Source organism: Qipengyuania sp. JB2-7 (genome assembly GCF_055693485.1).
Genome location: NZ_CM146335.1, coordinates 1,644,205 through 1,669,674, shown reverse-complemented (window position 1 = coordinate 1,669,674; position 25,470 = coordinate 1,644,205). Strand labels below are relative to the sequence as shown.

General features: G+C 56.1%; 22 protein-coding genes and 6 pseudogenes. 3 read left to right on the top strand and 25 right to left on the bottom strand.

Going from position 1 to position 25,470, the window contains the following annotated elements; all coding sequences use genetic code 11:
• Positions 1–44: 44 nt before the first annotated feature.
• The 22 genes and pseudogenes from ACZ1GM_RS08350 to ACZ1GM_RS08245 all read right to left on the bottom strand — a co-directional run bounded on the left by ACZ1GM_RS08350 (position 45) and on the right by ACZ1GM_RS08245 (position 20,844).
• Positions 45–1,707 (bottom strand): annotated as a pseudogene (locus ACZ1GM_RS08350) (ribonuclease J).
• The gene (locus ACZ1GM_RS08345) at positions 1,704–2,480 is read right to left on the bottom strand and encodes a type III pantothenate kinase (RefSeq protein WP_472676054.1); all 777 of its coding nucleotides are present in this window, start codon (positions 2,478–2,480) and stop codon (positions 1,704–1,706) included. The pseudogene ACZ1GM_RS08350 and the gene ACZ1GM_RS08345 overlap by 4 nt, the downstream one beginning before the upstream one ends.
• A gap of 5 nt (positions 2,481–2,485) precedes the next feature.
• Positions 2,486–3,310, bottom strand: coding sequence for a biotin--[acetyl-CoA-carboxylase] ligase (locus ACZ1GM_RS08340; protein WP_472676053.1), 825 nt, complete (start codon positions 3,308–3,310; stop codon positions 2,486–2,488).
• On the bottom strand, positions 3,214–4,677 hold the full coding sequence (nuoN, locus tag ACZ1GM_RS08335; RefSeq protein ID WP_472676052.1) for an NADH-quinone oxidoreductase subunit NuoN: 1,464 nt from the start codon (positions 4,675–4,677) through the stop codon (positions 3,214–3,216). Before nuoN ends, ACZ1GM_RS08340 begins: the two co-directional genes overlap by 97 nt.
• Complete coding sequence (locus ACZ1GM_RS08330; protein ID WP_472676051.1) at positions 4,677–6,221, bottom strand: NADH-quinone oxidoreductase subunit M; 1,545 nt, start codon at positions 6,219–6,221, stop codon at positions 4,677–4,679. Before ACZ1GM_RS08330 ends, nuoN begins: the two co-directional genes overlap by 1 nt.
• Before the next feature lie 15 nt (positions 6,222–6,236).
• On the bottom strand, positions 6,237–8,249 hold the full coding sequence (gene nuoL / locus ACZ1GM_RS08325) for an NADH-quinone oxidoreductase subunit L (protein WP_472676050.1): 2,013 nt from the start codon (positions 8,247–8,249) through the stop codon (positions 6,237–6,239).
• 8 nt (positions 8,250–8,257) lie between these two features.
• Complete coding sequence (gene nuoK, locus ACZ1GM_RS08320) at positions 8,258–8,563, bottom strand: NADH-quinone oxidoreductase subunit NuoK (RefSeq protein WP_472676049.1); 306 nt, start codon at positions 8,561–8,563, stop codon at positions 8,258–8,260.
• Positions 8,560–9,181, bottom strand: a pseudogene (locus ACZ1GM_RS08315) (NADH-quinone oxidoreductase subunit J). Before ACZ1GM_RS08315 ends, nuoK begins: the two are co-directional and overlap by 4 nt.
• Positions 9,182–9,208: 27 nt before the next feature.
• Positions 9,209–9,697: an NADH-quinone oxidoreductase subunit NuoI gene (gene nuoI, locus ACZ1GM_RS08310; RefSeq protein WP_472676048.1), complete on the bottom strand. Its 489-nt coding sequence runs from the start codon at positions 9,695–9,697 to the stop codon at positions 9,209–9,211.
• Complete coding sequence (gene nuoH / locus ACZ1GM_RS08305; RefSeq protein WP_472676047.1) at positions 9,694–10,743, bottom strand: NADH-quinone oxidoreductase subunit NuoH; 1,050 nt, start codon at positions 10,741–10,743, stop codon at positions 9,694–9,696. Before nuoH ends, nuoI begins: the two co-directional genes overlap by 4 nt.
• A 121-nt stretch (positions 10,744–10,864) precedes the next feature.
• Positions 10,865–12,882 (bottom strand): annotated as a pseudogene (gene nuoG, locus ACZ1GM_RS08300) (NADH-quinone oxidoreductase subunit NuoG).
• Entirely contained in the window at positions 12,875–13,564 is a 690-nt protein-coding gene (locus ACZ1GM_RS08295; RefSeq protein ID WP_472676046.1) for a hypothetical protein, read from the bottom strand. The pseudogene nuoG and the gene ACZ1GM_RS08295 overlap by 8 nt, the downstream one beginning before the upstream one ends.
• On the bottom strand, positions 13,561–14,856 hold the full coding sequence (nuoF, locus tag ACZ1GM_RS08290) for an NADH-quinone oxidoreductase subunit NuoF (RefSeq protein ID WP_472676045.1): 1,296 nt from the start codon (positions 14,854–14,856) through the stop codon (positions 13,561–13,563). Before nuoF ends, ACZ1GM_RS08295 begins: the two co-directional genes overlap by 4 nt.
• Positions 14,853–14,996 carry a hypothetical protein gene (locus tag ACZ1GM_RS08285; protein ID WP_472676044.1) on the bottom strand — a complete coding sequence of 48 codons (144 nt, stop codon included), beginning with the start codon at positions 14,994–14,996 and terminating at the stop codon, positions 14,853–14,855. The genes nuoF and ACZ1GM_RS08285 overlap by 4 nt, the downstream gene beginning before the upstream one ends.
• Positions 14,996–15,664, bottom strand: a complete 669-nt coding sequence (gene nuoE / locus ACZ1GM_RS08280) for an NADH-quinone oxidoreductase subunit NuoE (protein WP_472676043.1) — start codon at positions 15,662–15,664, stop codon at positions 14,996–14,998. The genes ACZ1GM_RS08285 and nuoE overlap by 1 nt, the downstream gene beginning before the upstream one ends.
• A complete protein-coding gene (locus ACZ1GM_RS08275; RefSeq protein WP_472676042.1) occupies positions 15,657–15,839 on the bottom strand; it encodes a hypothetical protein in 183 nt (60 codons plus the stop codon). Before ACZ1GM_RS08275 ends, nuoE begins: the two co-directional genes overlap by 8 nt.
• A pseudogene (locus ACZ1GM_RS08270) lies at positions 15,836–17,055 on the bottom strand (NADH-quinone oxidoreductase subunit D). The gene ACZ1GM_RS08275 and the pseudogene ACZ1GM_RS08270 overlap by 4 nt, the downstream one beginning before the upstream one ends.
• On the bottom strand, positions 17,052–17,594 hold the full coding sequence (locus ACZ1GM_RS08265) for a hypothetical protein (RefSeq protein WP_472676041.1): 543 nt from the start codon (positions 17,592–17,594) through the stop codon (positions 17,052–17,054). The pseudogene ACZ1GM_RS08270 and the gene ACZ1GM_RS08265 overlap by 4 nt, the downstream one beginning before the upstream one ends.
• A complete protein-coding gene (locus tag ACZ1GM_RS08260) occupies positions 17,594–18,352 on the bottom strand; it encodes an NADH-quinone oxidoreductase subunit C (RefSeq protein WP_472676040.1) in 759 nt (252 codons plus the stop codon). The genes ACZ1GM_RS08265 and ACZ1GM_RS08260 overlap by 1 nt, the downstream gene beginning before the upstream one ends.
• 1 nt (position 18,353) lies before the next feature.
• A complete protein-coding gene (locus ACZ1GM_RS08255) occupies positions 18,354–18,920 on the bottom strand; it encodes a NuoB/complex I 20 kDa subunit family protein (RefSeq protein ID WP_472676039.1) in 567 nt (188 codons plus the stop codon).
• 6 nt (positions 18,921–18,926) lie between these two features.
• Positions 18,927–19,301 (bottom strand): NADH-quinone oxidoreductase subunit A, encoded by a 375-nt coding sequence (ndhC, locus tag ACZ1GM_RS08250; protein ID WP_472676038.1) that lies wholly within the window; start codon positions 19,299–19,301, stop codon positions 18,927–18,929.
• A 112-nt stretch (positions 19,302–19,413) separates the two neighbouring features.
• Positions 19,414–20,844, bottom strand: a pseudogene (locus ACZ1GM_RS08245) (coniferyl aldehyde dehydrogenase).
• A gap of 117 nt (positions 20,845–20,961) precedes the next feature.
• Between ACZ1GM_RS08245 and ACZ1GM_RS08240 the strand changes: the two are divergent.
• Both ACZ1GM_RS08240 and ACZ1GM_RS08235 read left to right on the top strand, forming a co-directional pair.
• The gene (locus tag ACZ1GM_RS08240; RefSeq protein WP_472676037.1) at positions 20,962–22,158 is read left to right on the top strand and encodes a thiolase family protein; all 1,197 of its coding nucleotides are present in this window, start codon (positions 20,962–20,964) and stop codon (positions 22,156–22,158) included.
• The gene (locus ACZ1GM_RS08235) at positions 22,155–22,547 is read left to right on the top strand and encodes a hypothetical protein (RefSeq protein WP_472676036.1); all 393 of its coding nucleotides are present in this window, start codon (positions 22,155–22,157) and stop codon (positions 22,545–22,547) included. The genes ACZ1GM_RS08240 and ACZ1GM_RS08235 overlap by 4 nt, the downstream gene beginning before the upstream one ends.
• Before the next feature lie 12 nt (positions 22,548–22,559).
• On the opposite strand, the gene ACZ1GM_RS08230 is transcribed toward ACZ1GM_RS08235, so the two are convergent.
• Positions 22,560–23,015 (bottom strand): SH3 domain-containing protein, encoded by a 456-nt coding sequence (locus ACZ1GM_RS08230; RefSeq protein WP_472676035.1) that lies wholly within the window; start codon positions 23,013–23,015, stop codon positions 22,560–22,562.
• Positions 23,016–23,126: 111 nt separating this feature from the next.
• On the opposite strand from ACZ1GM_RS08230, the pseudogene ACZ1GM_RS08225 reads away from it, so the two are divergent.
• Positions 23,127–24,142 (top strand): annotated as a pseudogene (locus ACZ1GM_RS08225) (2-hydroxyacid dehydrogenase).
• Between the two features lie 68 nt (positions 24,143–24,210).
• On the opposite strand, the gene ACZ1GM_RS08220 reads toward ACZ1GM_RS08225, so the two are convergent.
• Positions 24,211–24,855: a PEPxxWA-CTERM sorting domain-containing protein gene (locus tag ACZ1GM_RS08220; protein ID WP_472676034.1), complete on the bottom strand. Its 645-nt coding sequence runs from the start codon at positions 24,853–24,855 to the stop codon at positions 24,211–24,213.
• Positions 24,856–25,015: 160 nt separating this feature from the next.
• Positions 25,016–25,468: a GNAT family N-acetyltransferase gene (locus tag ACZ1GM_RS08215; RefSeq protein WP_472676033.1), complete on the bottom strand. Its 453-nt coding sequence runs from the start codon at positions 25,466–25,468 to the stop codon at positions 25,016–25,018.
• Positions 25,469–25,470 lie beyond the last annotated feature (2 nt).

Sequence of the window (25,470 nt, the reverse complement as noted above, 5' to 3'; positions counted from 1 at the left end):
AACAGGATGTAGATCGCAAGGATGGAGGTCCAATGCATGACGGCCTAGTCTTTCGAGCGTACTTTCGGCAACAGTATCCGCGTCTGCGGACGCTTGCCTGACCATCTGGTGGCTGCGCGGCGAACTGCAAGCCTTGCGGCTTCGTGGACTTCGGCGGGATCGCGCGCCGCTTGCCCCTTTAATCGTACCGATAGCGTTACGGATGTCGTCTTCTGCCTCCTCAACAAACTCCTCATAGTCCTCATCAAGAGGAAGGCCTACGCTGTCGATCTGCGGGTTGAGATCATTGTCGAGCGCCACGATCACTAACCCTTCGCGCGCAAGACGGCGGCGCATGGTAATCGCCTCGCCATCCGCTGGAACGATGATGTCACCATCGAGCACCAAACGTCCGGCCTCGATCGCACCGACTTTGCTGGGAGCATCGGGTGCCAAGCGAACAACTTCACCATTTTTTTGAACAACAGCGCTGGGAATACCACTCGCAAGGCCCAGCCTGCCCTGCTCCTGCATATGACGCATTTCGCCGTGCACGGGGATCAGCACCTCAGGACGTATCCATTCGTATAGCGCCTCAAGTTCAGGCCTGCCGGGGTGACCGGAAACGTGGATCAGACTTTGACGATCGGTAACCATCACAATGCCGCGTTCCGATAGACGGTTTTGGACCGCACCAATGGCGATTTCATTGCCTGGAATATTTCGACTGGAAAACAGAACCACGTCACCAGAACTCAGCGAAAGCGGGTGATTGTCCTCTGCTATTCGAGATAGAGCGGCGCGTGGCTCACCCTGCCCGCCGGTTGCAAGGATCAGAACCTCGCCGCGTGGCAGCCGCATTGCTGTGTCAAAATCAACCGGCTTCGGGAAATCCTCCAGATAGCCATTATCCTGCGCGACCTCGATTATGCGATCAAGCGAACGTCCAGCGACGCATAGCTGCCGACCATTTTCGCGCGCCACATTACCCAGCGTTTGCAAACGAGCTACGTTGCTGGCGAAGGTCGTGACAAGGACGCGCTTGCCAGAGTGTTTTGCCACCTCCTCAAGTAAGCCTCTATATACGGCGCCTTCCGAACCGCTCGGTTCCGGATTGAAGACATTCGTACTGTCACACACCAGCGCCAGGACACCATCATCACCAATCGCACGCAGCTCTTCTTCGGTAGTTGGCTCGCCGATAATTGGGTCTTCGTCGAGCTTCCAGTCACCGGTATGGAAGACGCGGCCATAAGGCGTGTCGATCACGAGCGCGTTGCCTTCTGCGATAGAGTGAGCAAGCGGAATGTATTCGATCGTGAATGGTCCGACGTCGAAAGAACCGTGGTCATCTTCGATCACATGCAACTCGATCTGATCTAGCAGGCCCGCTTCCTGTAGCTTGCGCCGGATCAGCTCAGCGGTGAAAGGTGTCGCATATAGCGGCACGTCCAGTTCACCAGCAAAGTATGGCAAGGCGCCGATGTGGTCCTCATGCGCATGTGTGAGCACAATACCGTCCAGCTTGTCTGCACGTTCTTCGATGAACTCGAGGTCCGCAAACACCAGATCGACACCTGGATATTCATTGCCCGAGAAGGTCATGCCCAAATCGACCATCAACCAGCGGCCATCACAGCCATACAGGTTGACGTTCATGCCTATTTCGCCTGACCCACCAAGGGCCAGAAACAGCAGTTCTTTTTCCGGAGTAAAATCATGCTTCACTTGCTCGCATGCTCCGCCAGAATGGCCAGGCCTTCGATTGTGAGGTCTGCATCCACGTGATCAAAAATGCCCGTCTTTTCGTCAAACAGAATTGCTAAGCCCCCGGTCGCGATCACTTTGGCTGGTCGTCCTACCTCGGCCCGCATCCGTTCGATCAGCCCTTCCATCATCGCGACATGCGCCCAAAAGATGCCGATTAACATTTGATCCTCGGTATTTCGCCCAATGACGCTACTGCTTTCTGGGGCACGGATAGCGATACGCGGTAATTTGGCAGTTTTGCCCACCAATGCATCGAGCGAGAGGTTGATGCCCGGCGCGATAATCCCACCCTTGTAAGTACCGTTGAAATCGACTGCCTCAAATTTTGTGGCTGTTCCAAAATCAACCACGATCAGATCGCCGCCATATTTCTCATGCGCCGCAAGAATGTTCAGCGCACGGTCCGCGCCAAGCGAAGATGGCTGATCGACATCGATCTCGAATGGCCAGGCCGCAGCCGCCTTGCCCGCGGTAAGAGGCGTAATTCCGAAATACTTTTGGGATAAAACCGTAAGATTATGATCGGCGCGTGGAACGACACTGGCAAAGATAATCTGAGTTATGTCCTCGCGGGCGATACCTTCGATTTGCAACAGCTGCAGTAACCAGACGGCATACTCATCCCCTGTTCGCCTGGGATCGGTTGCAATGCGCCAACGCGCCTTGATCTCGCGTCCTTCGAACACGGCGAAAACGACATTGGTGTTTCCTACGTCAGCTGCAAGCAGCATGAAGATTACTCCTTATCATGCCAATTCAGCGTTACGTCACCGGCATGCACGCTTGTTTCAACTTCGCCTATTGGCAGTATTCGTAACGCCCCTTCGGCGTCGATACCGCGATAACGGGCATGTGTCACTTTACCATCCGACGACGTGACCCGGATGTGCTCATTGTAACGGTGGCTGCGGATCGTCCACTCAAGGAACGTTTTCGACAATGGCCTTTCTCGCCAATTCTTGAGACGCGTTTGAAACGCCTCCGCGAGTATTGTCAGCACGGATTCTGGACCATTGGCGAACTTGCCGTTCGCCTCACCCAGTGAGATGGTTTTGCGATCTGGCAAATCAGGTGCAGATGCTACATTTATCCCAACGCCAACGACAACGCTATCAGCATGGCGCTCCAACAGGATGCCAGCAACCTTGGCGTCGTCGACCAATACGTCATTGGGCCATTTGAGCAGCATGGGTGTATCGGGCTGGAGACACCGTTCCACCGCATCATAAACGGCAAGGCCAGTAACGAGCGAGAGTGATGCGGGCGATGGGTCATTTGATCGCAGGTTTGCAACCGTACTGCACATGAGATTGCCAGCCTGGCTATCCCATGTCCGGCCCAATCGGCCACGTCCGCCGGTCTGCCTCTCAGTACGCAGCCAGTAACCCTCTGTGATCGTAGCCCCATCACGAAGACGAGCGATCAAGTCTGTGTTCGTTGATCCGGTTTCAGGGACAGTTTCAATCAAATGATATAGAACAGCGCAGAGGCTGCCTTGTCGGCCAGTCCGCCGAGCCAGATCGTCGCGAAATACCCTAGTGGCGAGATAAACGCAGTGCACAGGCCGAGTACGACCCAGTGACTTGCCGGCGCAGGCGCGACAACGGCATCGCTAGCTTCGTCAAAGAACATCACTTTGATGAATTTGAGGTAGTAGAACGCCCCGATGACGCTGGCGGCGATGCCAATCGCGGCGAGTGTGATCATGTCCGCTTCAACAGCAGCCTGAAAGACGACGAACTTGCCCCAGAACCCGAACAATGGCGGGATTCCAGCTAGGCTGAACATGATAGCGAGCAGACACCATGCGAGCGCGGGGTTTTTGGTCGCAAGCCCGGCAATGTCATCGAATGTGTCGAACTGGTTTCCATCCGCATCGCGCAGCATGAGCAAGGCGACAAACGCACCGATAGTCATTGCTACGTAAATATCGAGATACACAAGGACCGCACTGGCCCCGGCCTCTGTTGCCGCCGCAAGACCGACCAGAATAAATCCAACGTTGTTGATGGAGCTGTAGGCAAGCAAGCGCTTTAGGCTTTGCTGTCCAATGGCGCCGAGTGCGCCAACAACAATTGATGCGAGAGCGGCAAAGATAACGATCTGCTGCCAAACCTCTGGATTATCACCGAACGGATCAAGAGCGATCCGCACAAGCATCGCCACCGCAGCAACCTTGGGAGCGCTGGCAAAGAATGTGGTGACCGGTGTCGGTGCGCCCTCATAAACGTCGGGTGTCCACATATGGAACGGCACCGCGGCTACTTTGAAGGCGAGACCGGCGAGTACGAACACCACACCGAACAATACGCCGGTAGAGAACTCAGCGCCGAATGCCTGGCGAATTTCGAAATAGTTCGTCGTTCCGGCAAAGCCGTAGACCAAGCTCATTCCGTAGAGGATGATGCCTGAGGCAAGAGCGCCAAGAATGAAATATTTGAGGCCCGCCTCGCTTGATTTGGCGTCATTGCGCGCAAAACTGGCAAGCACATAGGATGCAAGGCTCGAAAGCTCGATGCCGATGTAAAGCGTCATCAGATCGACAGCCGATACCATCATGCCCATGCCCACCGCACCGAAGAGCATCAGCACCGCGTACTCACCGCGATAGGCACCACGGCTTTCAAAATATGGGGGCGTCACGATCAGGCATGCGATAGTCGCGATATAGATCAGGATCTTCGCAAAGCTGCCAAAGGCATCCATGCGATAGAGGCCGCCAAATGCATCCGCGCCAAGTTCAAAGGCTGGATTGGTCAGCAGATCGAAGGTGAAGAATACACCGCCAAACAGCGCGACCACTGCAGCAATTGTGACTGCGCGCGCGGCCTTCTTGCCGCCAAACGCCGTTACGAGCAGCAGGATCAGACCGGCGACTGACAGGCCGATTTCAACAGCGACAAAGTACAATGAAGAGAGGATAGCCATCAGTGCGCTCCCTCCCCATGCTCACCTTCGGCGATGAAGTTCGCAGACTGCTCTCTGGGCGCGTTGATTTTCAGCTGGGAGTCTCCTTCAGGCGCTGCGCGTGCAAGTCGCACATCAAGCGCTTTGATGTCCTCGCGCATCGGCGCCAGGAAGCTCTCTGGATACACGCCCATCCACAACACGACCGCTGCGATTGGGCCCAGCATGATCCATTCGCGCGCGGTGAGGTCCGTCATGGCCGCCGCGTCGGCATTCTTCTGTTCGCCAAAGGCAATTCGCCAATAGAGGTAGAGCATATATCCTGCGCCGAGAATGATCCCGGTTGTCAGGAATAGCGTGACGGTTGTCGACACCTGATAGACCCCGGCAAGACTGAGGAATTCGGCGACGAACCCGCTCGTACCGGGCAAGCCAATGCTCGCCATTGTGAACAGCAGGAAGAAGATCGCATATTTGGGCATGTTAATGCTCAGCCCGCCATAACGGTCAATCTCGCGCGTATGCAGTCGATCGTATATAACGCCAACGCACAGGAACAGCGCGCCCGATACCAATCCGTGGCTGAGCATGACGATCATCGCGCCCTCAAGGCCCTGCACGTTGAATGCAAACAAGCCTGCGGTCACAATCGCCATGTGGGCAACCGAGGAATAGGCAATCAGCTTCTTCATGTCGTGCTGAACCAACGCAACAAGCGAGGTGTAGATAACCGCGACCATCGATAGGCCAAAGATCAACCAAATGAATTGGTGACTAGCCTCTGGGAACATCGGCAGGCTGAAACGGATAAACCCGTAGCCGCCCAGCTTCAGTAGAACGCCAGCGAGAATGACCGAGCCCGCCGTGGGCGCCTGAACGTGCGCATCGGGCAGCCAGGTGTGGACAGGCCACATGGGCATTTTCACCGCAAAACTGGCGAAGAAGGCCAGCCATAGCCAAGTCTGTGCCTCGGGGGCGAAGTCGAATTGCATCAGTGTCGGGATGTCGGTCGTGCCAGCCTCGTTGACCATCCACAGCATCGCGATCAGCATCAGCACGGAGCCGAGCAGCGTGTAGAGGAAGAACTTATAGCTCGCGTATATTCGGTTATCGCCGCCCCACACGCCGATGATCAGATACATCGGGATAAGGCCTGCCTCGAAGAAGATGTAGAACAGGAACAAATCCTGCGCGGCGAACACGCCGATCATCAATACTTCCATCAGCAGGAAAGCGGCCATGTATTCGCCCACCCGCTTGTTGATGCTGTCCCAGCTGGCAAGGATGCAAATCGGCATCAGGAACACACTGAGCATGATCAGCATCAGCGCGATGCCATCAATGCCCAGCGCGTAGCTGAACCCTGCGAATAGGTCGGCGCGCTCTGTGAACTGCCATTGTGGCCCGCCGACTTCATAACCGATCCAGAGAACGATGCCGAGCGCGAGGTTGATCAATGTTGCGATCAACGCCGTGCTGCGCGCCGCCCTCGCATGAAGGAACAGGCAAATCGCTGCCGCTGCAAAGGGCACAAGCAGCATGATCGAGAGAATTGGGAAGCTCACTGGTTCACACTCCCCTTAAAACAGAACCCAGGTGACGGCGGCCACCAGGCCCAGCAACATCACCAGCGCGTAGCTGTAAACATATCCGGTCTGCACCCGCTTCGCGAGTGCGCTTCCCTGCGAGACGACCCATGCGGCACCGTTGGGGCCAAAGCGATCAATGATCCCAACATCGCCGATCTTCCAGAATTGGCGGCCAAGCCAGAATGCTGGCTTGATGAAGAGGTATTTATAGAGCTCGTCGAAATACCATTTGTTGTAGACAAATTTATGGATCGGACCGAGCTGCTCCACCGTTTTGCCGGGCAGAGATGTATCCTTGATATACGCAAGCCATGCGAAGAAAAGCCCAGCGAGCATCACGACCGTCGCGGTTAGCTTCACCCAGAGTGGCACAGCGTGCAGCGCGTGGATCAAATTTTCGTTGAAATAGATGGAGTTGCCCCAGAACGCGCCGTTCACCGCCTCGCTTGACCCGTCGATAAACGGATATTTGAAGACGAAGCCTGCGAAGATTGCGCCTACGGTGAGCACACCCAGCGGGATGAGCATGGTCATCGGACTCTCATGTGGGTGATACCCGCCGGTTGTGTCCTCGCCAGCTTCTTCGGGTGTCTTATGAACGCTGTGCTGGATATGCTCGCTCTCAATCCAGCGCGGCTTGCCCCAGAAGGTGAGGAACATCAGACGCCAGCTATAGAAGCTGGTCAGCAGCGCCGCGAACGCGCCCATCCAGAATGCAAACATGGATAGTTCGGTGCCGCGTGCAAACGCTGCTTCGAGGATTGCATCTTTCGAGTGGAAACCAGCAAAACCAGCTCCAAGCCAGTAAACACCTACACCAGTAATTGCGAGGGTGCCTGCCATCATCGCCCAGAAGGTCAGCGGGATTTTCTTACGCAGACCGCCGTAATAGCGCATATCCTGCTCATGATGCATGGCATGGATTACGCTACCCGCGCCGAGGAACAAGAGTGCCTTGAAGAACGCGTGTGTGAACAGGTGGAACATTGCCGCGCCATAAGCGCCGACGCCCGCTGCAAAGAACATATAACCGAGCTGCGAGCAGGTGGAATACGCAATGACGCGCTTGATATCCCACTGTGTCGTGCCAATGGTTGCGGCGAAAATACATGTCGCGGCTCCGATAAATGTCACCAGCGCGAGCGCCGTTGGTGCGGCCTCAAACATCGGTGACAGACGGCAGACCATGAATACACCAGCGGTAACCATGGTCGCGGCATGGATCAGTGCAGACACGGGTGTCGGCCCCTCCATCGCATCGGGAAGCCATGTGTGCAGGCCGAGCTGGGCTGATTTACCCATCGCGCCGATAAACAACAGGATGCACAACACATCCATCGTGTAGACGCGGTATCCGAGGAAACCGATGGTCGCACCGCTCATGGCAGGCGCAGCGTCCAGTATCTCGGTGATAGACACCGTTCCGAACACCAGGAACGTACCAAAAATGCCTAGCATATAGCCAAGGTCACCCACGCGGTTGACCACAAAGGCTTTGATCGCCGCTTTGTTGGCGCTTGGCTTCTTAAACCAGAACCCAATCAGCAGGTAAGAGGCGAGACCGACCCCTTCCCAACCGAAGAACATCTGGACGAGGTTGTCTGCTGTCACCAGCATCAGCATGGCGAATGTGAAGAGGCTGAGATAGGCGAAGAAGCGCGGCTGATCCGGATCTTCCTCCATATAGCCCCAGCTATAGAGGTGCACGAGTGCGGAAACGCTGGTGATCACCACCAGCATCACGGCAGTGAGTGCATCGACCCGCAGCGTCCAATCAAATGTCAGCGCGCCGCTTTCAACCCATTTCAGAACCGGCACCACGCCTGCTTCAGCGCTGCCGGTCAGAAAGCCAATAAAGATCGGCCAGCTAAGCGCACACGAGGCAAATAGTGCACCCGTGGTGATCGACTTTGAAACAGTGTTACCGAGTGCGCGATTGCCTAGCCCCGCGACGATCGCCGCGAGCAAGGGCAGGAACACGATGAGGAGAATGGAGGTCTGCACCGCTTACATTATCCCTTCATCTGATTGACGTCGTCGACGGCAATCGTCCCGCGTCCGCGGAAATAAATGACCAGAATGGCGAGGCCGATCGCCGCCTCGGCAGCGGCAACTGTCAGCACGAACATAGCAAACACCTGACCCACCAGATCGTTTAGAAATGCGCTGAAACCCACCAATTGCAGATTTACTGCAAGTAGGATCAGCTCAACCGACATCAAAATGACGATCACATTCTTGCGATTGATGAAGATGCCCAGCACACCGAGCACGAACAGGATCGCGCTGACGATGACGTAATGTTCGACGCCGATCATAGCTCGACCCCCTCGCCGACCTTCGGATCTTTCATAACGGTTGCATCCTCCGGACGGCGCGCAACCTGCTTGCTGATATTTTGATGCCCGCGCGTCGATTTGCTTGGGCGATGTGTCAGCACAATCGCGCCGATCATAGCGACGAGCAAAATGATGCCCGCGATCTCAAACAGGAAGATGTAATCCGTGTAAAGCAATGCGCCGAGGCTCTCGATATTGCCCGCATCCGGCAGCGGAGCTGTGGTCGGCGATGGTGTGCCCAATTCAAGCGCGCCCGACTGATAGGCCCCTATACCCAGCACAAGCTCAGCGAGCAGAATGAATGCGACCACCAGGCCAAGCGGAAAGTTCCGCACAAAGCCAGCACGCATCGCGGCGGTATCAATATCGAGCATCATGACCACGAACAGGAACAGCACCGCGACCGCACCTACATAAACGATGACGAGAAGCATCGCGATAAACTCCGCGCCGACCAGCACCATCAGGCCCGCCGCGTTAAAGAACAGCCAGGATCAACCACAGCACGCTGTGCACCGGGTTCCGCGCGGTAATCACCAGCACAGCGGATGCGATCAACATGGCCGCAAAAAGGTAAAAGGCTATCGTCTGAATCATTGAACCCCGTCCAGGACTGCGCGCCGCCTAGCGATAGGGCGCGTCGGCTTCAAGGTTTGCGGCAATTGCACGCTCCCACTTGTCCCCGTTCGCCAGCAATTTCGCCTTGTCGTAGAGCAGCTCCTCGCGTGTTTCGGTGGAATATTCGAAGTTTGGCCCCTCGACGACCGCATCGACCGGGCATGCCTCTTGGCAGAACCCGCAATAGATGCACTTGGTCATGTCGATGTCATAGCGGGTCGTGCGGCGCGAGCCATCTTCGCGCGGCTCACTCTCAATGGTGATCGCCTGCGCAGGGCAAACCGCTTCGCACAGCTTACACGCGATGCACCGTTCTTCGCCATTTGGATAACGGCGCAAGGCATGCTCACCGCGAAAACGCGGGCTGAGCGCGTTCTTCTCAAACGGATAGTTGAGCGTCACCTTCGGCTTGAACAGATACTTCAAGGTCAACGCGTGCGCCTTGAGGAATTCCCACAGGGTGAAGGATTTGATGAGTTGGGAAACGGAGGTCATAGCGGTGCATACCTCGTGAGCATAAGATAGCCCGATATGAGCAGAACAAACAGGAGACTTAGCGGCAGGAACACTTTCCAGCCAAGCCGCATCAACTGGTCATACCGATAACGTGGCACAGTCGCCCAGATCCAGCTGAACAGGAAGAAGAAGAAGAACGTCTTCAGCAGGAACCAAATAATGCCGGGCACAGCATAAAGTGGCGCCCAATCAACAGGAGGCAGCCATCCGCCAAAGAAAAGGATCGTGTTGAGCGTGCACATCAGCAGGATGTTGGCGTACTCTCCGAGCCAGAACAGCGCGAACGCCATCGAGCTGTATTCGGTCTGATATCCGGCAACGAGTTCGGATTCGGCCTCCGTCAGATCAAACGGCGCGCGCTGCGTCTCTGCCAGACACGAGATGAAGAACATCACCCACATCGGGAAAAGCAGCAGGTTGAAGAAGTATCCGTTGACCACGCCCAGACCGTGACCACGCTGCGACTCGACAATCTCAGTCAGGTTAAACGTCCCCGCCCACAGCACGACGCACACCAGAATGAAACCGATCGAGACCTCGTAAGAGATCATCTGCGCGGCAGCGCGCATCGCGGAGAAGAACGGGTATTTCGAGTTACTCGCCCAGCCCGCCATAACGATGCCGTAGACACCCAGCGAACTGATCGCGAGCACGTAGAGCAGCCCGACATTGATATCGGAGAGCACGACGCCCGCATCAAACGGGATCACCGCCCAGGCGAGCAGCGCGACGGTGAATGTCACAATCGGCGCAAGCAGGAAAATGCCTTTGTTCGCGGCGCTGGGGATGATCGTTTCTTGCAGGAAGACCTTGAGGCCATCGGCGAAGCTTTGCAGCAGTCCGAACGGACCCACAACATTCGGCCCACGCCGCAGCATGACTGCGCCGAGTACCTTGCGGTCGACATAAATGACCATCGCAACGGCGAGCATCACCGGAAACGCGATCAGCAAAATGCCGCTGACCGTGGCAACAAACCACGCCCATTCATAGCTCATGCCGATAGATTGGAAGAATTCGGTCACGCGTTATGCCCCTTCCCCATCATTGCGAGCGTTGCGAAGCAATCCAGTTGAACTGCTCGCCAGCCCTGGATTGCCGCGCCTCGCTTAACGAGGCTCGCAATGACGTATGATAATTCTTCCGTCACTCTGCCGCCTCCTTAAGTTCATCCGCGTGGAGGATTTCAGTACCGAGCATTGCTGCATCACTGCGCTGGCGCGGGCGATTGGGTTGGTCAGATAGAAGTCAGCAATCGGATAGCCAGCAATGACGCCTTCAAACTTCGCTTTGCTGTCTGCTTTCGGCAGGTCGCCATAATCGGCCAGACTCTCTTCACCCAGGGCAGGCACTTCTGCAATCATGGCGCTTTGCAGCTCGGCAAAGCTGTCAAATCCAACATCCACTTTCAGTGCATCCGCGAGAGCGCGCAGAATTGTCCAATCCTCCCTCGCGTCACCCGGTGCAAACACAGCTTTCTCGGCAAACTGCACGCGCCCTTCGGTATTGACGTAAGTGCCATCTTTCTCCGCATAAGACGCCGCTGGCAGGATGATATCCGCCGCATGCGCGCCCTTATCGCCATGATGGCCGATATAGACCTTGAGCGCATCAGCAAATGGCTCGAAATCCATCTCATCCGCGCCGAGCGACAACACTACCTCTGGCGCTGTTTTCACAATGTCAGCAATCCCGTTCTCTTGCGCATAGCCAAGCATCAGCCCCCCATCCGCGCGGCGGAGAAGTGCATCACATTGAAGCCATTCCAACCATCGCGGACCAGTTTGAACTTGTCAGCGAGCTTGAGCGCAGGTGCCAGTGCACCCTTCGCCAGAGCCGCCCCACCCAGGATCACTGCTGGCCGTTCAGCCGCTTTCATCGCATCGCCGAGCTCTTTGGGAACGCGGTTCAACACGCTGAGATCATCGCCGAGGAATGTCGCGGGGTAGGTCGTATCCCATTCTGGCCCAACCACGAAAATCTTGGCTCCGCGTTTGCTGGCTTTCTTCAGCCGCGTGTTAACCAGCGGCGCTTCCCATCGAACGTGACTACCAATGATCAGGACTGCATCAGCCGTCTCGATCCCCGCTAGTGTCGAGTTGAAATTGACCGCTGCGAGGTTCGACACGTCGTAGTCCATGCCAGTCTGACGGCCTTCGAGCAGGGTCGAACCAGACGCCTTGAGCAGCGCCTTGGCCGCAAACATCGTCTCGCAATCGACCATATCGCCTGCAATTGCCGCGATGGAAGATGCATTGCCTTTCAATTGCTTGGCAATCGCTTTGAAGGCTTCGTCCCACGTGCCCTCGGTAAGTTTGCCTCGCTTGCGCAGGTAAACCTTGTCGAGACGCCGCTTGGTCAGGCCATCCACCTGATAGCGGGCCTTGTCTGAAATCCACTCCTCATTGACGTCATCATTGACCCGCGGGAGCGCGCGCATGACTTCACGCCCGCGGCTGTCGAGGCGGATGTTCGCGCCAACGGCATCCGAAACATCGATGCTGAGCGTTTTCTTCAATTCCCACGTACCGCGCTTCGAAAGCGTAGGGGCGCGACGTAAGCGCACCGACCGGACACAGATCGATCACATTGGCGCTCATCTCGTGCGCAGCCGCTTGTTCAAGATATGTCGTGATCTGCATATCCTCGCCGCGATACAGCGCGCCGATTTCGTCAACGCCTGCAACTTCTTCGGAGAAACGCACACAGCGCGTGCAGTGAATGCAGCGGGTCATGACCGTCTTGATCAGCGGGCCCATGTGCTTTTCGCTAACGGCGCGCTTATTCTCGTCATAGCGCGTCGCGCCGCGACCATAGGTCATCGACTGGTCTTGCAGGTCGCATTCGCCACCCTGATCGCAAATGGGGCAATCAAGCGGGTGATTGATGAGGAGAAACTCCATCACTCCTTCCCGCGCCTTTTTGACCATTGGCGTGTCAGTGCGGATTTCCTGACCATCAGTGGCCGGAAGCGCACACGATGCCTGCGGCTTGGGCGGACCCGGAGCCACCTCGACCAGACACATGCGGCAATTGCCAGCAATGCTCAGGCGCTCATGATAGCAGAAACGCGGGATTTCCTTTCCCGCAAGCTCACACGCCTGCAGAACCGTCGCACCTGCTGGGACTTCGATCTCTTCGCCGTCTACGGTGACTTTAGGCATCGCGCAGTCCTCCTTCGAGGGTGACTAGCTGGCAAGACGTATTGGCCTCGGTAGGCTTGATCACAAAAGCCTTCTCAGAAGCCATGCCTATCTCAAAGGACTCTGCCTCAACCGTTTCCTGCTTCTCGGCCTGCTCCAGAAGTTTGAGCATATTTTGAAGTCCATCACCCCGCTTCTCAAGAGCCGCAAGATCGCCAGCGGTTATCGAAACCTGATTGTTGAACACCGACTGTTTTCGACCGAGTTGGCTCTTTGAGCGGTCTGCGCCGTAACCCCACCAGATGACCGGGCTTTGATTTAAGTCGCTTTTATCCGGAAAGTTAGCCTCGCATCGGTAAACCGGGATGCTAAAGGTATCACTTGGCACCGCATCAGGTTCTGCTTTTCGAACCGCCCTCAAGAGCTTGTAGGCTGCTTCGCCGCGCTCGACGGAGTTAAGCAGCGCCGCCCGCTCCTCAGCACAAGCCGCGTAAACCCGCATAAACGGCCCAGCCCCCTCAATTTCCGGCTCATCGTAGACCACACGCTTTTTGGCTTTCTTCTTTGACAAGATGGAAGCGCTTGCGGGAACTTTCTCCCAAGCGCATTCTGCCAGTGCAATGGCCGGATCTTGGCCCTTGGCTAGAGCGCCCTGCGAGATGAATGCGAATGCCGCGCATGCAAAGACCAAGAGAGACTTCATTCCGCAGCCTCCGCGAATTGGGCATTATGCTCGTGAATACGACGCTCCAGCTCGGGACGGAAATGGCGGATTAGGCCTTGAATAGGCCATGCTGCGGCATCGCCCAGCGCGCAAATTGTGTGACCTTCCACCTGCTTGGTAACCTCTTGCAGCATATCGATTTCTTCAATCGCGGCATCGCCTGTGCGCAAACGCTCCATCATGCGCCACATCCAACCGGTGCCTTCGCGGCACGGCGTGCACTGGCCGCATGACTCGTGCTTGTAGAAATAACTGAGACGCGAAATCGCGCGGACGATATCGGTGGATTTGTCCATCACAATAACCGCCGCTGTACCCAGACCAGAGCCGAGCTCTTTAAGCCCATCAAAGTCCATCGGTGCGTCCATGATCTGCTCCGCAGGCACTAACGGCACAGACGACCCGCCTGGAATGACTGCGAGGAGGTTACCCCAACCACCCGTAATTCCGCCACAATGCTTCTCAATCAGCTCGCGGAAAGGAATGCTCATGGCTTCCTCAACAACGCAGGGTCGCTCCACATGGCCGCTGATCTGGAAAAGCTTGGTACCGTGATTGCCCTCGCGGCCAAAGCTGTTGAACCAGCTCGCGCCGCGTCGCAGGATCGTCGGTACCACCGCGATACTCTCAACATTATTCACGGTCGTGGGGCAACCATAAAGACCCGCACCCGCCGGGAATGGCGGTTTTAAGCGCGGTTGCCCTTTCTTGCCCTCCAGGCTTTCGATCATCGCGGTTTCTTCACCGCAGATATACGCGCCCGCTCCGCGATGCATAAACACATCGAAATCATAGCCCGAACCGCTGGCGTTCTTACCGATCAGTCCGGCGTCATAAGCCTCATCAATCGCCTTTTGCAGCGTTTCGGCCTCGCGAATGTATTCACCGCGAATATAGATATATGCCGCGCGTGCACGCATAGCAAAGCCTGCGACCAGTGCGCCCTCAATCAGCTTGTGCGGATCATGGCGTATAATTTCGCGGTCCTTGCAGCTGCCCGGCTCGGATTCGTCGGCATTGATGACGAGGAAGCTTGGACGGCCATCCTTGCTTTCCTTGGGCATGAACGACCATTTTAGGCCGGTCGGGAAGCCCGCTCCGCCTCGACCGCGAAGACCGGACTCTTTGATTTCGTCGATGATAGCATCGTTACCGCGCTGGATCAGCGCCTTGGTGTTATCCCAATCGCCGCGAGACTGCGCCGCCTTGAGGCCCCAATCCTGGAAGCCGTAGACGTTTGTAAAAATGCGATCCTTATCGAGAAGGCTCATAGATAACCTCCAGAAACGAGCAGTGCCGCGACACCCGCAATGGCGAGCAAAGCAAGCGTTTTCACAATCCCTTTCAGCAGCTTCCAGACGACCGCAATGGCAATTACCGCCACTACTATAGTGATAATCGAGCTATCCATTACCACTCCCCTCGATAGTCATGATTGGCATCGACCATCTCTTTAAGATTGCTCAGCGCATTTGCGGGTTCTGACGTGTGTCGGCCTGGCTCCTGCGTGCCTGCCTTGGGTTGCTCACCCGCGGCCAACCCATCAAGCACGGCATCGAGCCGCTCGACCGTCAGGTCTTCGTAATTATCATCGTTGATCTGAACCATCGGCGCAGTCGCGCAATTACCCATGCACTCGACCTCAGTCAGGGTCCAAAGGCCGTCTTCAGATACGCCGCCCTTCACCATGCCACGCTTCTTGCACGCGCTGATGATGTCGTCTGACCCGCGCAGCATACACGGCGTCGTGCCGCACACCTGGACATGATATTTGCCGACAGGCTTCATGTTGTACATGAAATAGAAGGTTGCGACTTCGAGCACGCGGATCACCGGCATGTCGAGATAATCCGCGACATATTCGATAACCGGCAGCGGGAGCCAGCCTTGCGTGTCTGTCTCTGCGCCAACCTGACGCTGCGCCAAATCGAGCAGCGGCATCACCGCCGATTTCTGGCGGCCTTCGGGATATTTGGCGATATGCCAATCAGCGGTCTTCTTGTTCTCTTTCGTCCATGCGAAAGAGCCCCACCGCTCGCGCAGTTCGGGTGTATCTGGTGCGGGTGTCCGGTCAGCCATTGCTCAACCTGTTTTGTAAATAACGACCTGCGTAGAGGCCAATGACCGCCGCAGCGGCAGTCGAGAAGACTTCCTTGCGCGGCGCCTCGCCATGGAACAGCAGCAAATATGCAGCGATTGCAGCGGCAAAGACGCCGAAGCCGGCAAGAAATATGAGGAGCTCGCGGAGGATCACCGGTCACACTCCCCAAACACAACGTCAATTGCGCCCAGGATCGCGGTCGCGTCGGGCAGCATGTGCCCTTTGCTCATGAAATCCATCGCTTGCAGGTGGCTGAAAGCGGTCGGGCGAGATCTTGCAGCGATAGGGCTTGTTGGTCCCGTCGCTCACCAGATAAACTCCGAACTCGCCTTTGGGGCTTTCGGTCGCGACGTAGACTTCGCCAGCAGGAACGTGAAAGCCCTCGGTGTAAAGCTTGAAATGATGGATCAGTGCCTCCATCGACTGCTTCATTTCGCCGCGCTTGGGCGGGGAAACCTTGCGGTCATCCGAGCACACCGGGCCACTTGGCATCTCAGCCAGACACTGGCGAATGATCTTCGCGCTTTCGTAAACTTCCTTCACGCGGACCATGAACCGGTCGTAACAGTCAGAATTGGTGCCGACGGGGATGTCAAAATCCATCCGATCATAGACGTCGTAAGGCTGCGATTTGCGCAAATCCCACGGGATGCCGGTACGCACGGATCATCGGGCCGCTAAAACCCCAGGCAAGCGCGTCTTCCTTGCTGACCACGGCGATATCGACATTGCGCTGCTTAAAGATGCGGTTGTCCATCACCAGGCTCATCGCATCTTCGAACAGTGGGAAGAACCGCGCATTAAGCCATTCGCCAATATCGACGAGCAGCTTTTCCGGGACGTCCTGATGCACTCCGCCTGGCCGGAACCACGCCATATGCATACGCGCGCCCGACGCCCGCTCAAAGAAGTTGAGCATGTCCTCGCGCAGATCCATTATCCACAGGTTCGGCGTGAACGCGCCTACGTCTAGGATATGCGCTCCCATATTGAGCATGTGATTGCATATCCGGGTCAGCTCGGCGAACAGCACACGCAGATACTGCCCGCGCTCCGGCACCTCGACATTGAGCAGTTTCTCAATGGCCAGCACATAGCTGTGCTCCTGACACAGCGGCGAACAGTAATCGAGGCGGTCAAAGTACGGCAACGCCTGAAGATATGTCTTGTTCTCGATCAGCTTTTCCGTGCCGCGATGCAGCAGACCCACATGTGGGTCGATCCGCTCAATAATCTCGCCATCCAGATCCATGACCATCCGCAAAACGCCGTGGGCAGCCGGGTGCTGAGGCCCGAAATTGATCGTGTAATTGGTGATCGTCTGGTCGCCAGTGGTTGGCGATTCTTCGATTTGCAAACCGTTACTCATGCGCACACCCATTGACCGTCGAGTATTTCTCTGCCGCCCTGCCCGTTAGTGATTGCGAGCTGCGCGGCACCCGTTGCGGACGGGAAAACCTGAACCGCGAAGCCCTCGCCGCGGAATGTCGTACCAGCTTTTACGGCCTCATACCCACCCGGAGGAGCGTCGAGAACAACCAACTCACCGCCGATCCGTACAGCCGCTTTGCCAGGCAGGGATTTGTCTTCGGGACCCACGGCGCTCACAATTTGAGTGCTGCCCGAGCTAAAATTGCACTCACCCGCTTTGGGACCAAGATTCACCTCACTGAAATCGCCGAGTGTTTCTAGCTTGGGAAGATTCACCGTTGTTTGCGCCTCTTCGGCAACCGGCGCGGCCTGCACGACCTGAGGCTGCTGCGTGTTTCCTTCGGCTGCCGACCCACTCGTTGTCGTCGCGCCTACGCGCGCGGCAAACTCGTCGACGGTTTCAGGCGCAGCAGGCTGTTCGTTACATGCGCCAACACCCATAGCCAGTGCCGAGATCAAGAGACCGCCACGTCCCACTATTTGGCCGCGCCCTTGCCCTCGGCCTTCTTCATGGCCGACGCATCAGCGCTGACTTTTCTGGCTGCCTTCTTGTCGGTTTTCTTACCCGCGCCGGTATCACCGGTATCCTCGGTCACCTTCGGCTTATCGACATCGGGTGCACCGGCCTTCTCGTCGCCGGGCAGCACGTAGTCCGTACCTTCCCAAGGGCTCAGAAAGTCAAACTGACGCAAGTCTTGCGCAAGTTCAACAGGTTCATACACCACCCGCTTCTCTTCCTCAGAATAACGTAGTTCGGTATAACCAGTGAGCGGGAAATCCTTGCGGAAAGGATGCCCCTCAAAGCCGTAATCAGTGAGGATGCGGCGCAGATCAGTATTGCCGTCAAACAGCACGCCATACATGTCGAACACTTCACGCTCGAGCCAGCCCGCATTTGGCCATAGCGTGGTAGCGGTTGGGACTGGCGTATCTTCCGATGCGCTAACCTTGATCATGATACGGCTATTCTTAGTCACGCTCAAAAGCATGTAGACGACCTCGAAGCGCTCATCGCGGTCGGGAAAGTCGACACCGGCGATTTCCATCAATTGCTGGTAGCCGTGCTCATCACGAAGGGTACGAAGGACAGTCTCAATCGCGCCGCGTTTGACGGTAAAAATCAGCTCGCCATTCGCTTCGGTGGTCGCCAGCAGATCACCGCCGATCGCCTTGCCTAGTGTGTCGGCAAGACCATCAATTTGCGTGAATTTGGGGGCTGAGTGAAGAACGGCCATCTTAGCGCTCAATCGTCCCGACGCGGCGGATTTTGCGCTGCAGCTGCATCACACCGTAAAGAAGCGCCTCGGCAGTTGGAGGACAGCCGGGCACATAAATATCTACCGGCACGATCCGGTCGCAGCCGCGCACTACGCTATAGCTATAGTGATAATAACCACCACCGTTCGCGCAGCTGCCCATGCTGATCACATATTTGGGATCAGACATCTGGTCATAAACCTTGCGCAAAGCGGGAGCCATTTTGTTGCACAGAGTGCCCGCGACGATCATCAGATCTGACTGACGTGGCGAAGCACGGGGCGCGGCACCGAACCGCTCCATATCATAGCGCGGCATGTTCACGTGGATCATTTCGACCGCGCAGCATGCCAGACCGAAGGTCATCCACCAGAGCGAGCCCGTGCGCGCCCACTGGAATACATCCTCTGTCGAGGTAACGAGAAAGCCCTTGTCATTCACCTCGGATTGGAGCGCGTTGAAATAGTCCTGATCCGGCTGACGAATTTCGCCGCCCTTCGCTGTGGGCAATTCGGATGGCGGCGTTATGATGTTTGGCTGATTCATATCCGATCAATCCCAATCAAGGGCCCCCATCTTCCACTCATATGCGAGACCAATGGCAAGGATCGCGAGGAAGATCACCATTCCAATCCAACCGGTCCAACCCGTGTGTTCAAGGCTCACCGCCCATGGGAACAGGAACGATGCCTCAAGGTCGAAGAGAATGAACGAAATTGCCACGAGATAAAACCGCACATCAAACTGGCTACGCGCATCATCAAATGCGGGGAATCCGCACTCATATTCACTGAGTTTTTCTGCATCCGGATTGTGCGCGCCGGTAAGGCGAGAAACGCCCATGGGCAGAAACACGAACGCCACGGACAAACCGAGTGCGATGACCAGGAAGATGAAGATCGGAAGATATTGGCTTAGATCGACCACAGATAACACCCACAAAGAAGCCCAGAAGGCTTACAATTGGGTCGCCCTTAAGCCGCTCTTGCGCAGGGTGCAAGGGCGCGAATCGTGCAATCCGCGCCACGAGCCATGCAGACTACTTCATCATGCCTTTCACCGCCTTGGCTGTGGCTGCTCCATAAGGGGGTTTGAACCCGCCCAGTTTTGCAACATCGATCTTAGGCTGTGTGTAAACACTGCGGGCGTGACTAAATTCTCTAAAGCCCTCAACCCCGTGATAAGAGCCAATGCCAGATGGTCCAACCCCGCCAAACGGTAAATCTTCCATCGATATATGGAAAATCACGTCATTTACGGTCACGCCGCCAGAGATGGTACGGGTGAGCACCTGCTCCTGCTCAGCCTTGTCATTGCCAAAGTAATAGAGACCCAGCGGACGATCGCGGTCGTTCACATAGTCGACCGCTTCGCTAATATTCTTGTACGTTTTCACCGGCAGGACCGGGCCAAAGATCTCTTCCTGCATTGCCTGCATATCATCCGTAACGTTTTTAAGGATCGTAAGAGGCATTTTGCGAGCGTTCGTGTTGCTGAAGTCCTCGTTGCCCGGATTGACCTCAATGACCTCAGCGCCCTTACTTTTGGCATCGGAAACCATTGACTGAAGCCGGTCAAAGTGGCGATCCGTAACGACGCTAGCGTAGTCTTCATTATCGAGCAGCGACGGATACATGTTGTGAACTCCGTCAGAAACGCCCTGAACAGCCTCATCCTGCTTACTTTCCGGAACATACATGTAATCTGGTGCGAGGCAGATTTGCCCCGCATTGAGCATCTTACCCAGAGCCACGCGCTCACCAGCTCTCGCGAAATCCGCGCTCTCTCCCATAAACACAGGGGACTTGCCGCCAAGCTCGAGAGTTACAGGGACGAGATTTTTAGCTGCGGCCTCCATCACCTTTGCGCCAGTCGGCGTTGAACCGGTAAAGACCAAGTGGTCAAAGGGAAGGCCGGAAAATGCCTGCGCCACTTCCGGGCCACCGGTGAAAACGGCACACTCATCGGGAGTGAAGTAATCCGCCACCAGTTCGCGCATCAACATGCTGGTCTTTTCGGTGAATTCGCTTGGCTTGATCATCGCGCGATTACCCGCAGCGAAAATCTGCATGAGTGGGCCAAAGGTCAGATTTACGGGGAAATTCCAAGGGCTGAGGATACCGATCACACCCTTCGCTTCGTACCGCACTTCTGCCTTTGCGCCGAGCAGGCCTAGGGAAACTGCACACTGCGCTTCTGCGTCCTGCTCCATTTGTCGAGGTTCTTGAGGCAGTACTTACCAAAGCCAACTGTGCCAGCGATATCAGTGATCATCGATTGATGAGGCGAACGATTGCCAAAATCGTACCGCCATCGTTTTGCACAGATCATCACCGTGGTCTTTGAGCAGTTTCATCGCGCGTTCGATGCGGTTGCGGCGCATTGCGAGCGGTTCTGGGCGCATTTGGGTGTGCGCCGACCGTTGTTTGCGAAGAATGTCTATCATTATCTGCTGCTGATTATCGGCCATCGCTCTCTCCTTTAGCCATTTGGAGCATTCCCCAAAGTCTGGCCATTTGCTATTGTTGCACCGCAACACTAAGTCGCGTTTCAAAACTGATATTCCAGAACCGAAGGGATTTAACAAGTGACCCAGTTCTCCTCAGCCGATCCTGTCGTCATTCTGTCTTATGCACGCACCCCAATGGGCAGCATGCAAGGCACGCTAGCCGATGTGTCCGCTACAGATCTTGGCGCGACTGCGGTTAAAGCGGCGGTTGAACGCTCAGGCGTTGATGGCGACAAGTTCGACCGTGCCTATATGGGATGCGTCTTGCCAGCGGGCCTCGGCCAAGCCCCTGCCCGTCAAGCGATGGTAAAGGCCGGTCTGCCCAAATCGGTCCAGGCGACCACCGTCAATAAGGTGTGCGGCAGTGGCATGCAGACGGTCATCATGGGTGCTGAAGCGCTGGCGAGTGGCACGATCGACTATGTCGTGGCGGGCGGCATGGAAAGTATGACCAATGCGCCATATCTGCTTAAGAAGCACCGTTCGGGTGCGCGACTGGGCCATGACACGACTTATGATCACATGTTTCTGGATGGCCTCGAGGATGCCTATGAGGAAGGGCGCGCTATGGGCACATTCGCGCAGGACACGGCCAATGACTATCAAATGACGCGCGAAGAGATGGACGAATACTCCATCGAAAGCCTGCGGCGCGCGAATGCCGCCATTGAGAGCGGCGCTTTTGCCGATGAAGTTGTGCCTGTTACATTCGCCACGCGCAAAGGCGAAGTCACCGTCGAAAATGACGAATCGCCGCGCAAAGGTCGTCCTGACAAAATCCCACAGCTGAGGCCTGCCTTTGCGAAGGATGGCACAATCACGGCGGCGACTTCCAGTTCAATTTCCGACGGTGCCGCGGCGGTCGTGTTGACCCGTGAAAGTGTGGCGAGCGAAAACGGTCAGCAACCAGTGGCGAAGATCATCGCGATGGCGGCTCATGCACGTGAGCCCAAAGACTTTACCATCGCGCCTGTGGGGGCAATCGAGAAGGTTCTGGCAAATGCCGGTTGGAGCGTTGATGACGTTGATCTGTGGGAGGTGAACGAGGCTTTCGCATGCGTCGCTATGTTTGCGATGCGGGACATCGGCATCGCCCATGACAAAATCAACATAAACGGCGGTGGTACCGCGCTTGGTCACCCGATCGGCGCAAGCGGCACGCGGATTATTGTCACCTTGCTCAATGCTCTCAAAACTCAGGGTAAGACCAAAGGCATTGCAAGCCTGTGTATCGGCGGTGGTGAAGCAACCGCTGTCGCAGTCGAACTCGTATGAGGTCGCGAGCGGTGGTGGTAGGCTGCGTTTGCGCTTTGCTTGCCGCTGGCTGTAGTGAGGCGGCTTCCGAAAACTCTCGAACGCAAGACGATACTCCGGTTGGTACGTATGAAGCGACGCTCGACGATGGTACAATCGTGACGCAAACGATCAACCCGGATGGCACTTATGAAGACGTGTCCGATGGAGAGGTCATCGAAACGGGCACTTGGGTGGTTGCAAGCGGGCAGATTTGCTTCGATCCCGAAGGTGATGAAGGTGCCTCATGCTTCTTTGGTGGTGAACCTAACACCGACGGTGTTTTTGAGGTTATGGACGCCGATGGCGAAATAATGCTGACCGCGCGCAAGATAGACGAGGCTAAGGCTAACCCGACCGCTGGGAGCTAGCTCCGGTCATATCTAAGGGTCGCCACTGCCCCACAGGTTTGTGGCCCGCATCCACCCTGAACGACCGTCAATATCGATGCGGCACCATCCCTCGTCACAGTTGTTCAGTCGCGCAACGACACCTGGCTCCACCATCCAACGTACCGCTGATTCTGGCTCAGGTTGACTGACCAGTGCAACAGGCTGCGAACCAGTGACCAACGCTCCACGCGCCGGGCTCAACAGAGGTGCTGAAACCCAGCCCTGATCACCATCGGGATCTTCGATCAAGCGCCATCCGTCCAATACGCGAACCACTTTCACCGGCAGGCCGGGACGGCGATACTCCCAAACGATCTTATAATCCTTGCTGGGCCCCACACGCATGTTGAGCGTTGTCGCGCTATCTCGAATGGTTGCCCAGTATGGCACTTCACGAGTTTGCGCGCTCGCTGGCGGCATCCACAGCACCGAAAGTGCAAGAAGCATGGGAATCAATCTCATGGCTTACCGATACCCGACGAGTTGGCTCAGCCGCAACAGTTGCTATCGCCCATACCTGCTTGACCAGATGGGCTTTCACCGCCTAGCCGGGTGGTGATGGCTATTAATCCCGACACACCGACCAAACGCATTGATCACAAACCCCGTGTGTTTGTGACGCGCCATCTCCTGCCTCTTGTTGAGGAGCGCATGCAAGATCTGTTCGATGCGCAGCTAAACAGCGATGATCAGCCCCTCACCCGGGATGAATTATCGGTACCGCGATGGCGGGATGCGATGTCCTCGTTCCGACTGTCACTGATCGCATTGACGGCGACTTGATCCAGCAGGCTGGGCAAAGACTCAAACTTATCGCCAGTTTTGGTGCCGGCACCGATCATATTGATCTGAAAGCCGCAGCAGAACGGGGGATCATGGTGACAAATACGCCGGGTGTTTTCACCGACGACACTGCTGATTTGGCCATGGCTGGGATCATTGGCGTGCCGCGACGTATTCGCGAGGGTGTTGAGTTGGTTCGGACAGGACAATGGAGCGGGTGGACCCCGACGGCGCTACTAGGGCGTAAACTTGGCGGAAAAGTGCTCGGCATCGTGGGTCTTGGGCGCATTGGCCAGGCGGTGGCACACCGCGCCCGCGCATTCGGCCTCGACATTGTCTATCACAATCGCAAGCCTCTCCCGGAGGCGGTCGAGCGGATGCTCGGCGTGCGTTTCATTGCCGACTTGGACGAGCTTTTGCAGCAAGCGGATATTGTCACATTGCATTGTCCAGCCAGCGACGAGACACGCGGCATGCTTGATGCGCGGCGGATAGGATTGATGAAGCCCGGTAGCTGTCTGATCAACACTGCACGCGGTGATCTGGTTGATTACAATGCTCTGGCGGATGCGCTCGACAGTGGTCACTTGGGCGGGGCCGGTTTGGATGTGTATCCGGATGAGCCGATTGTAGATTCGCGTTTACTCAAGAGCCCTAACGTGATGACACTCCCTCATATCGGCAGCGCAACACAGGAAGGTCGCGAGGACTCCGGCCTCAAGGTCATAGCGAACATCCAGATGTGGATCGACGGGCACCGACCTCCTGATCAGGTGCTCAGCGCGCTTTAGCCGACTGATACGAAAAACGCCGCCAACCATCGGGTCAGCGGCGTCCTTATTGTCAGCAGGCGATTGCGTTACGAGTATGACACCCGGATACGCTGCTGGCCCTTATTGCTCCGCAAAGCTGCGCCCAGACCGAAGAAGCCGAGCAGCATCATCGCCCAAGTTGCTGGCTCTGGAACAGCGCCACCCATCACGGACTCATAGCTGAAGTTCTGGAAGCGGACGCCTGCGGGGTCGTTGTTATTCGTGAACAAAACACCGGCGAAGTTTCCAAGGCTATTGAGAGTGAATTCTGAATAGCCATTGCCACCGCCGAATGTCTCCATCCCAGTAACGTTGCCAGCAGAGTCATAACCGATAGCGTCAATCGTGCCGCCATTGAAAAAGCCGGCGGTGAATGTGAGGCTGTCAGCGATCGCCCCGCCATCAAGAAGCATGGCCAAATCGACCGCATTTCCTGGCTGTGAAAGCAATGAGTTGCTGGCTGGCGTAGGGCCAGGGGCAAAAAAGCTCACGGTGATTGTACCTGATGGATCCAACGCGATTGGGCCAAACGTAAAGCCCTGAGCAAAGGATGCACCAACACCTGTCACGGTGGAACCGGTCGATGCACCGCTGAGATCAACGGTTACCGTTGCGGCTTGCGCAGGAGCTGTAGCCAGCGCCAATGCGCCAAGCGAAACCGTGCCCAATGTCGAGATTTTTGATAGTATCATGATGTTTGCACTCCGAATAAGTTTCTAGAATGCGTCCCTAAAATTTCGTGATCTATGCCACGATTAAGACGCTAGTAACCAAACTGATTCGCTATGGCTTGTTAAAAAGCGACATCGCACCGCGATGACCCAATTTGGGACTACGCAGGGTGGCTGTGGATTATACCATCTTTTCGTAGAAACGGTTATCGCCATTGTCCTGGTAGCCTGCAAATGGACCGATCTCAGAGAAACCGAACGCTTTATAGAGGCGGTTTGCGGGCGTGAAAGGCGCACTGATCCCGGTCTCCAGTCGGACCGTAGTAAAACCTGCTTTGCGTGCCGTATTGAGAAGATGAGTGAGCAACCCCTTACCCAACCCTTTGCCTGCGAACTCTGGCAGCGTTCGCATGCTCTTTATTTCGGCGTAGTTCTCATGAAATCGAAGCGCGCCAACGGCTTGCAATTGCTCGCCTTCCCACGCGCCAAAAACGCGGATGTCTGCTTCGCGAAGCCGTTCAACATCAAAAGCATAAGCGGTGCCCGGCGGTGATACTTCTAACATATTGCGATGATGGTATTCCAGCAGATCACGAACTGCTCGATCATCAACATTTGCTTCGCCAAAGCGCATCG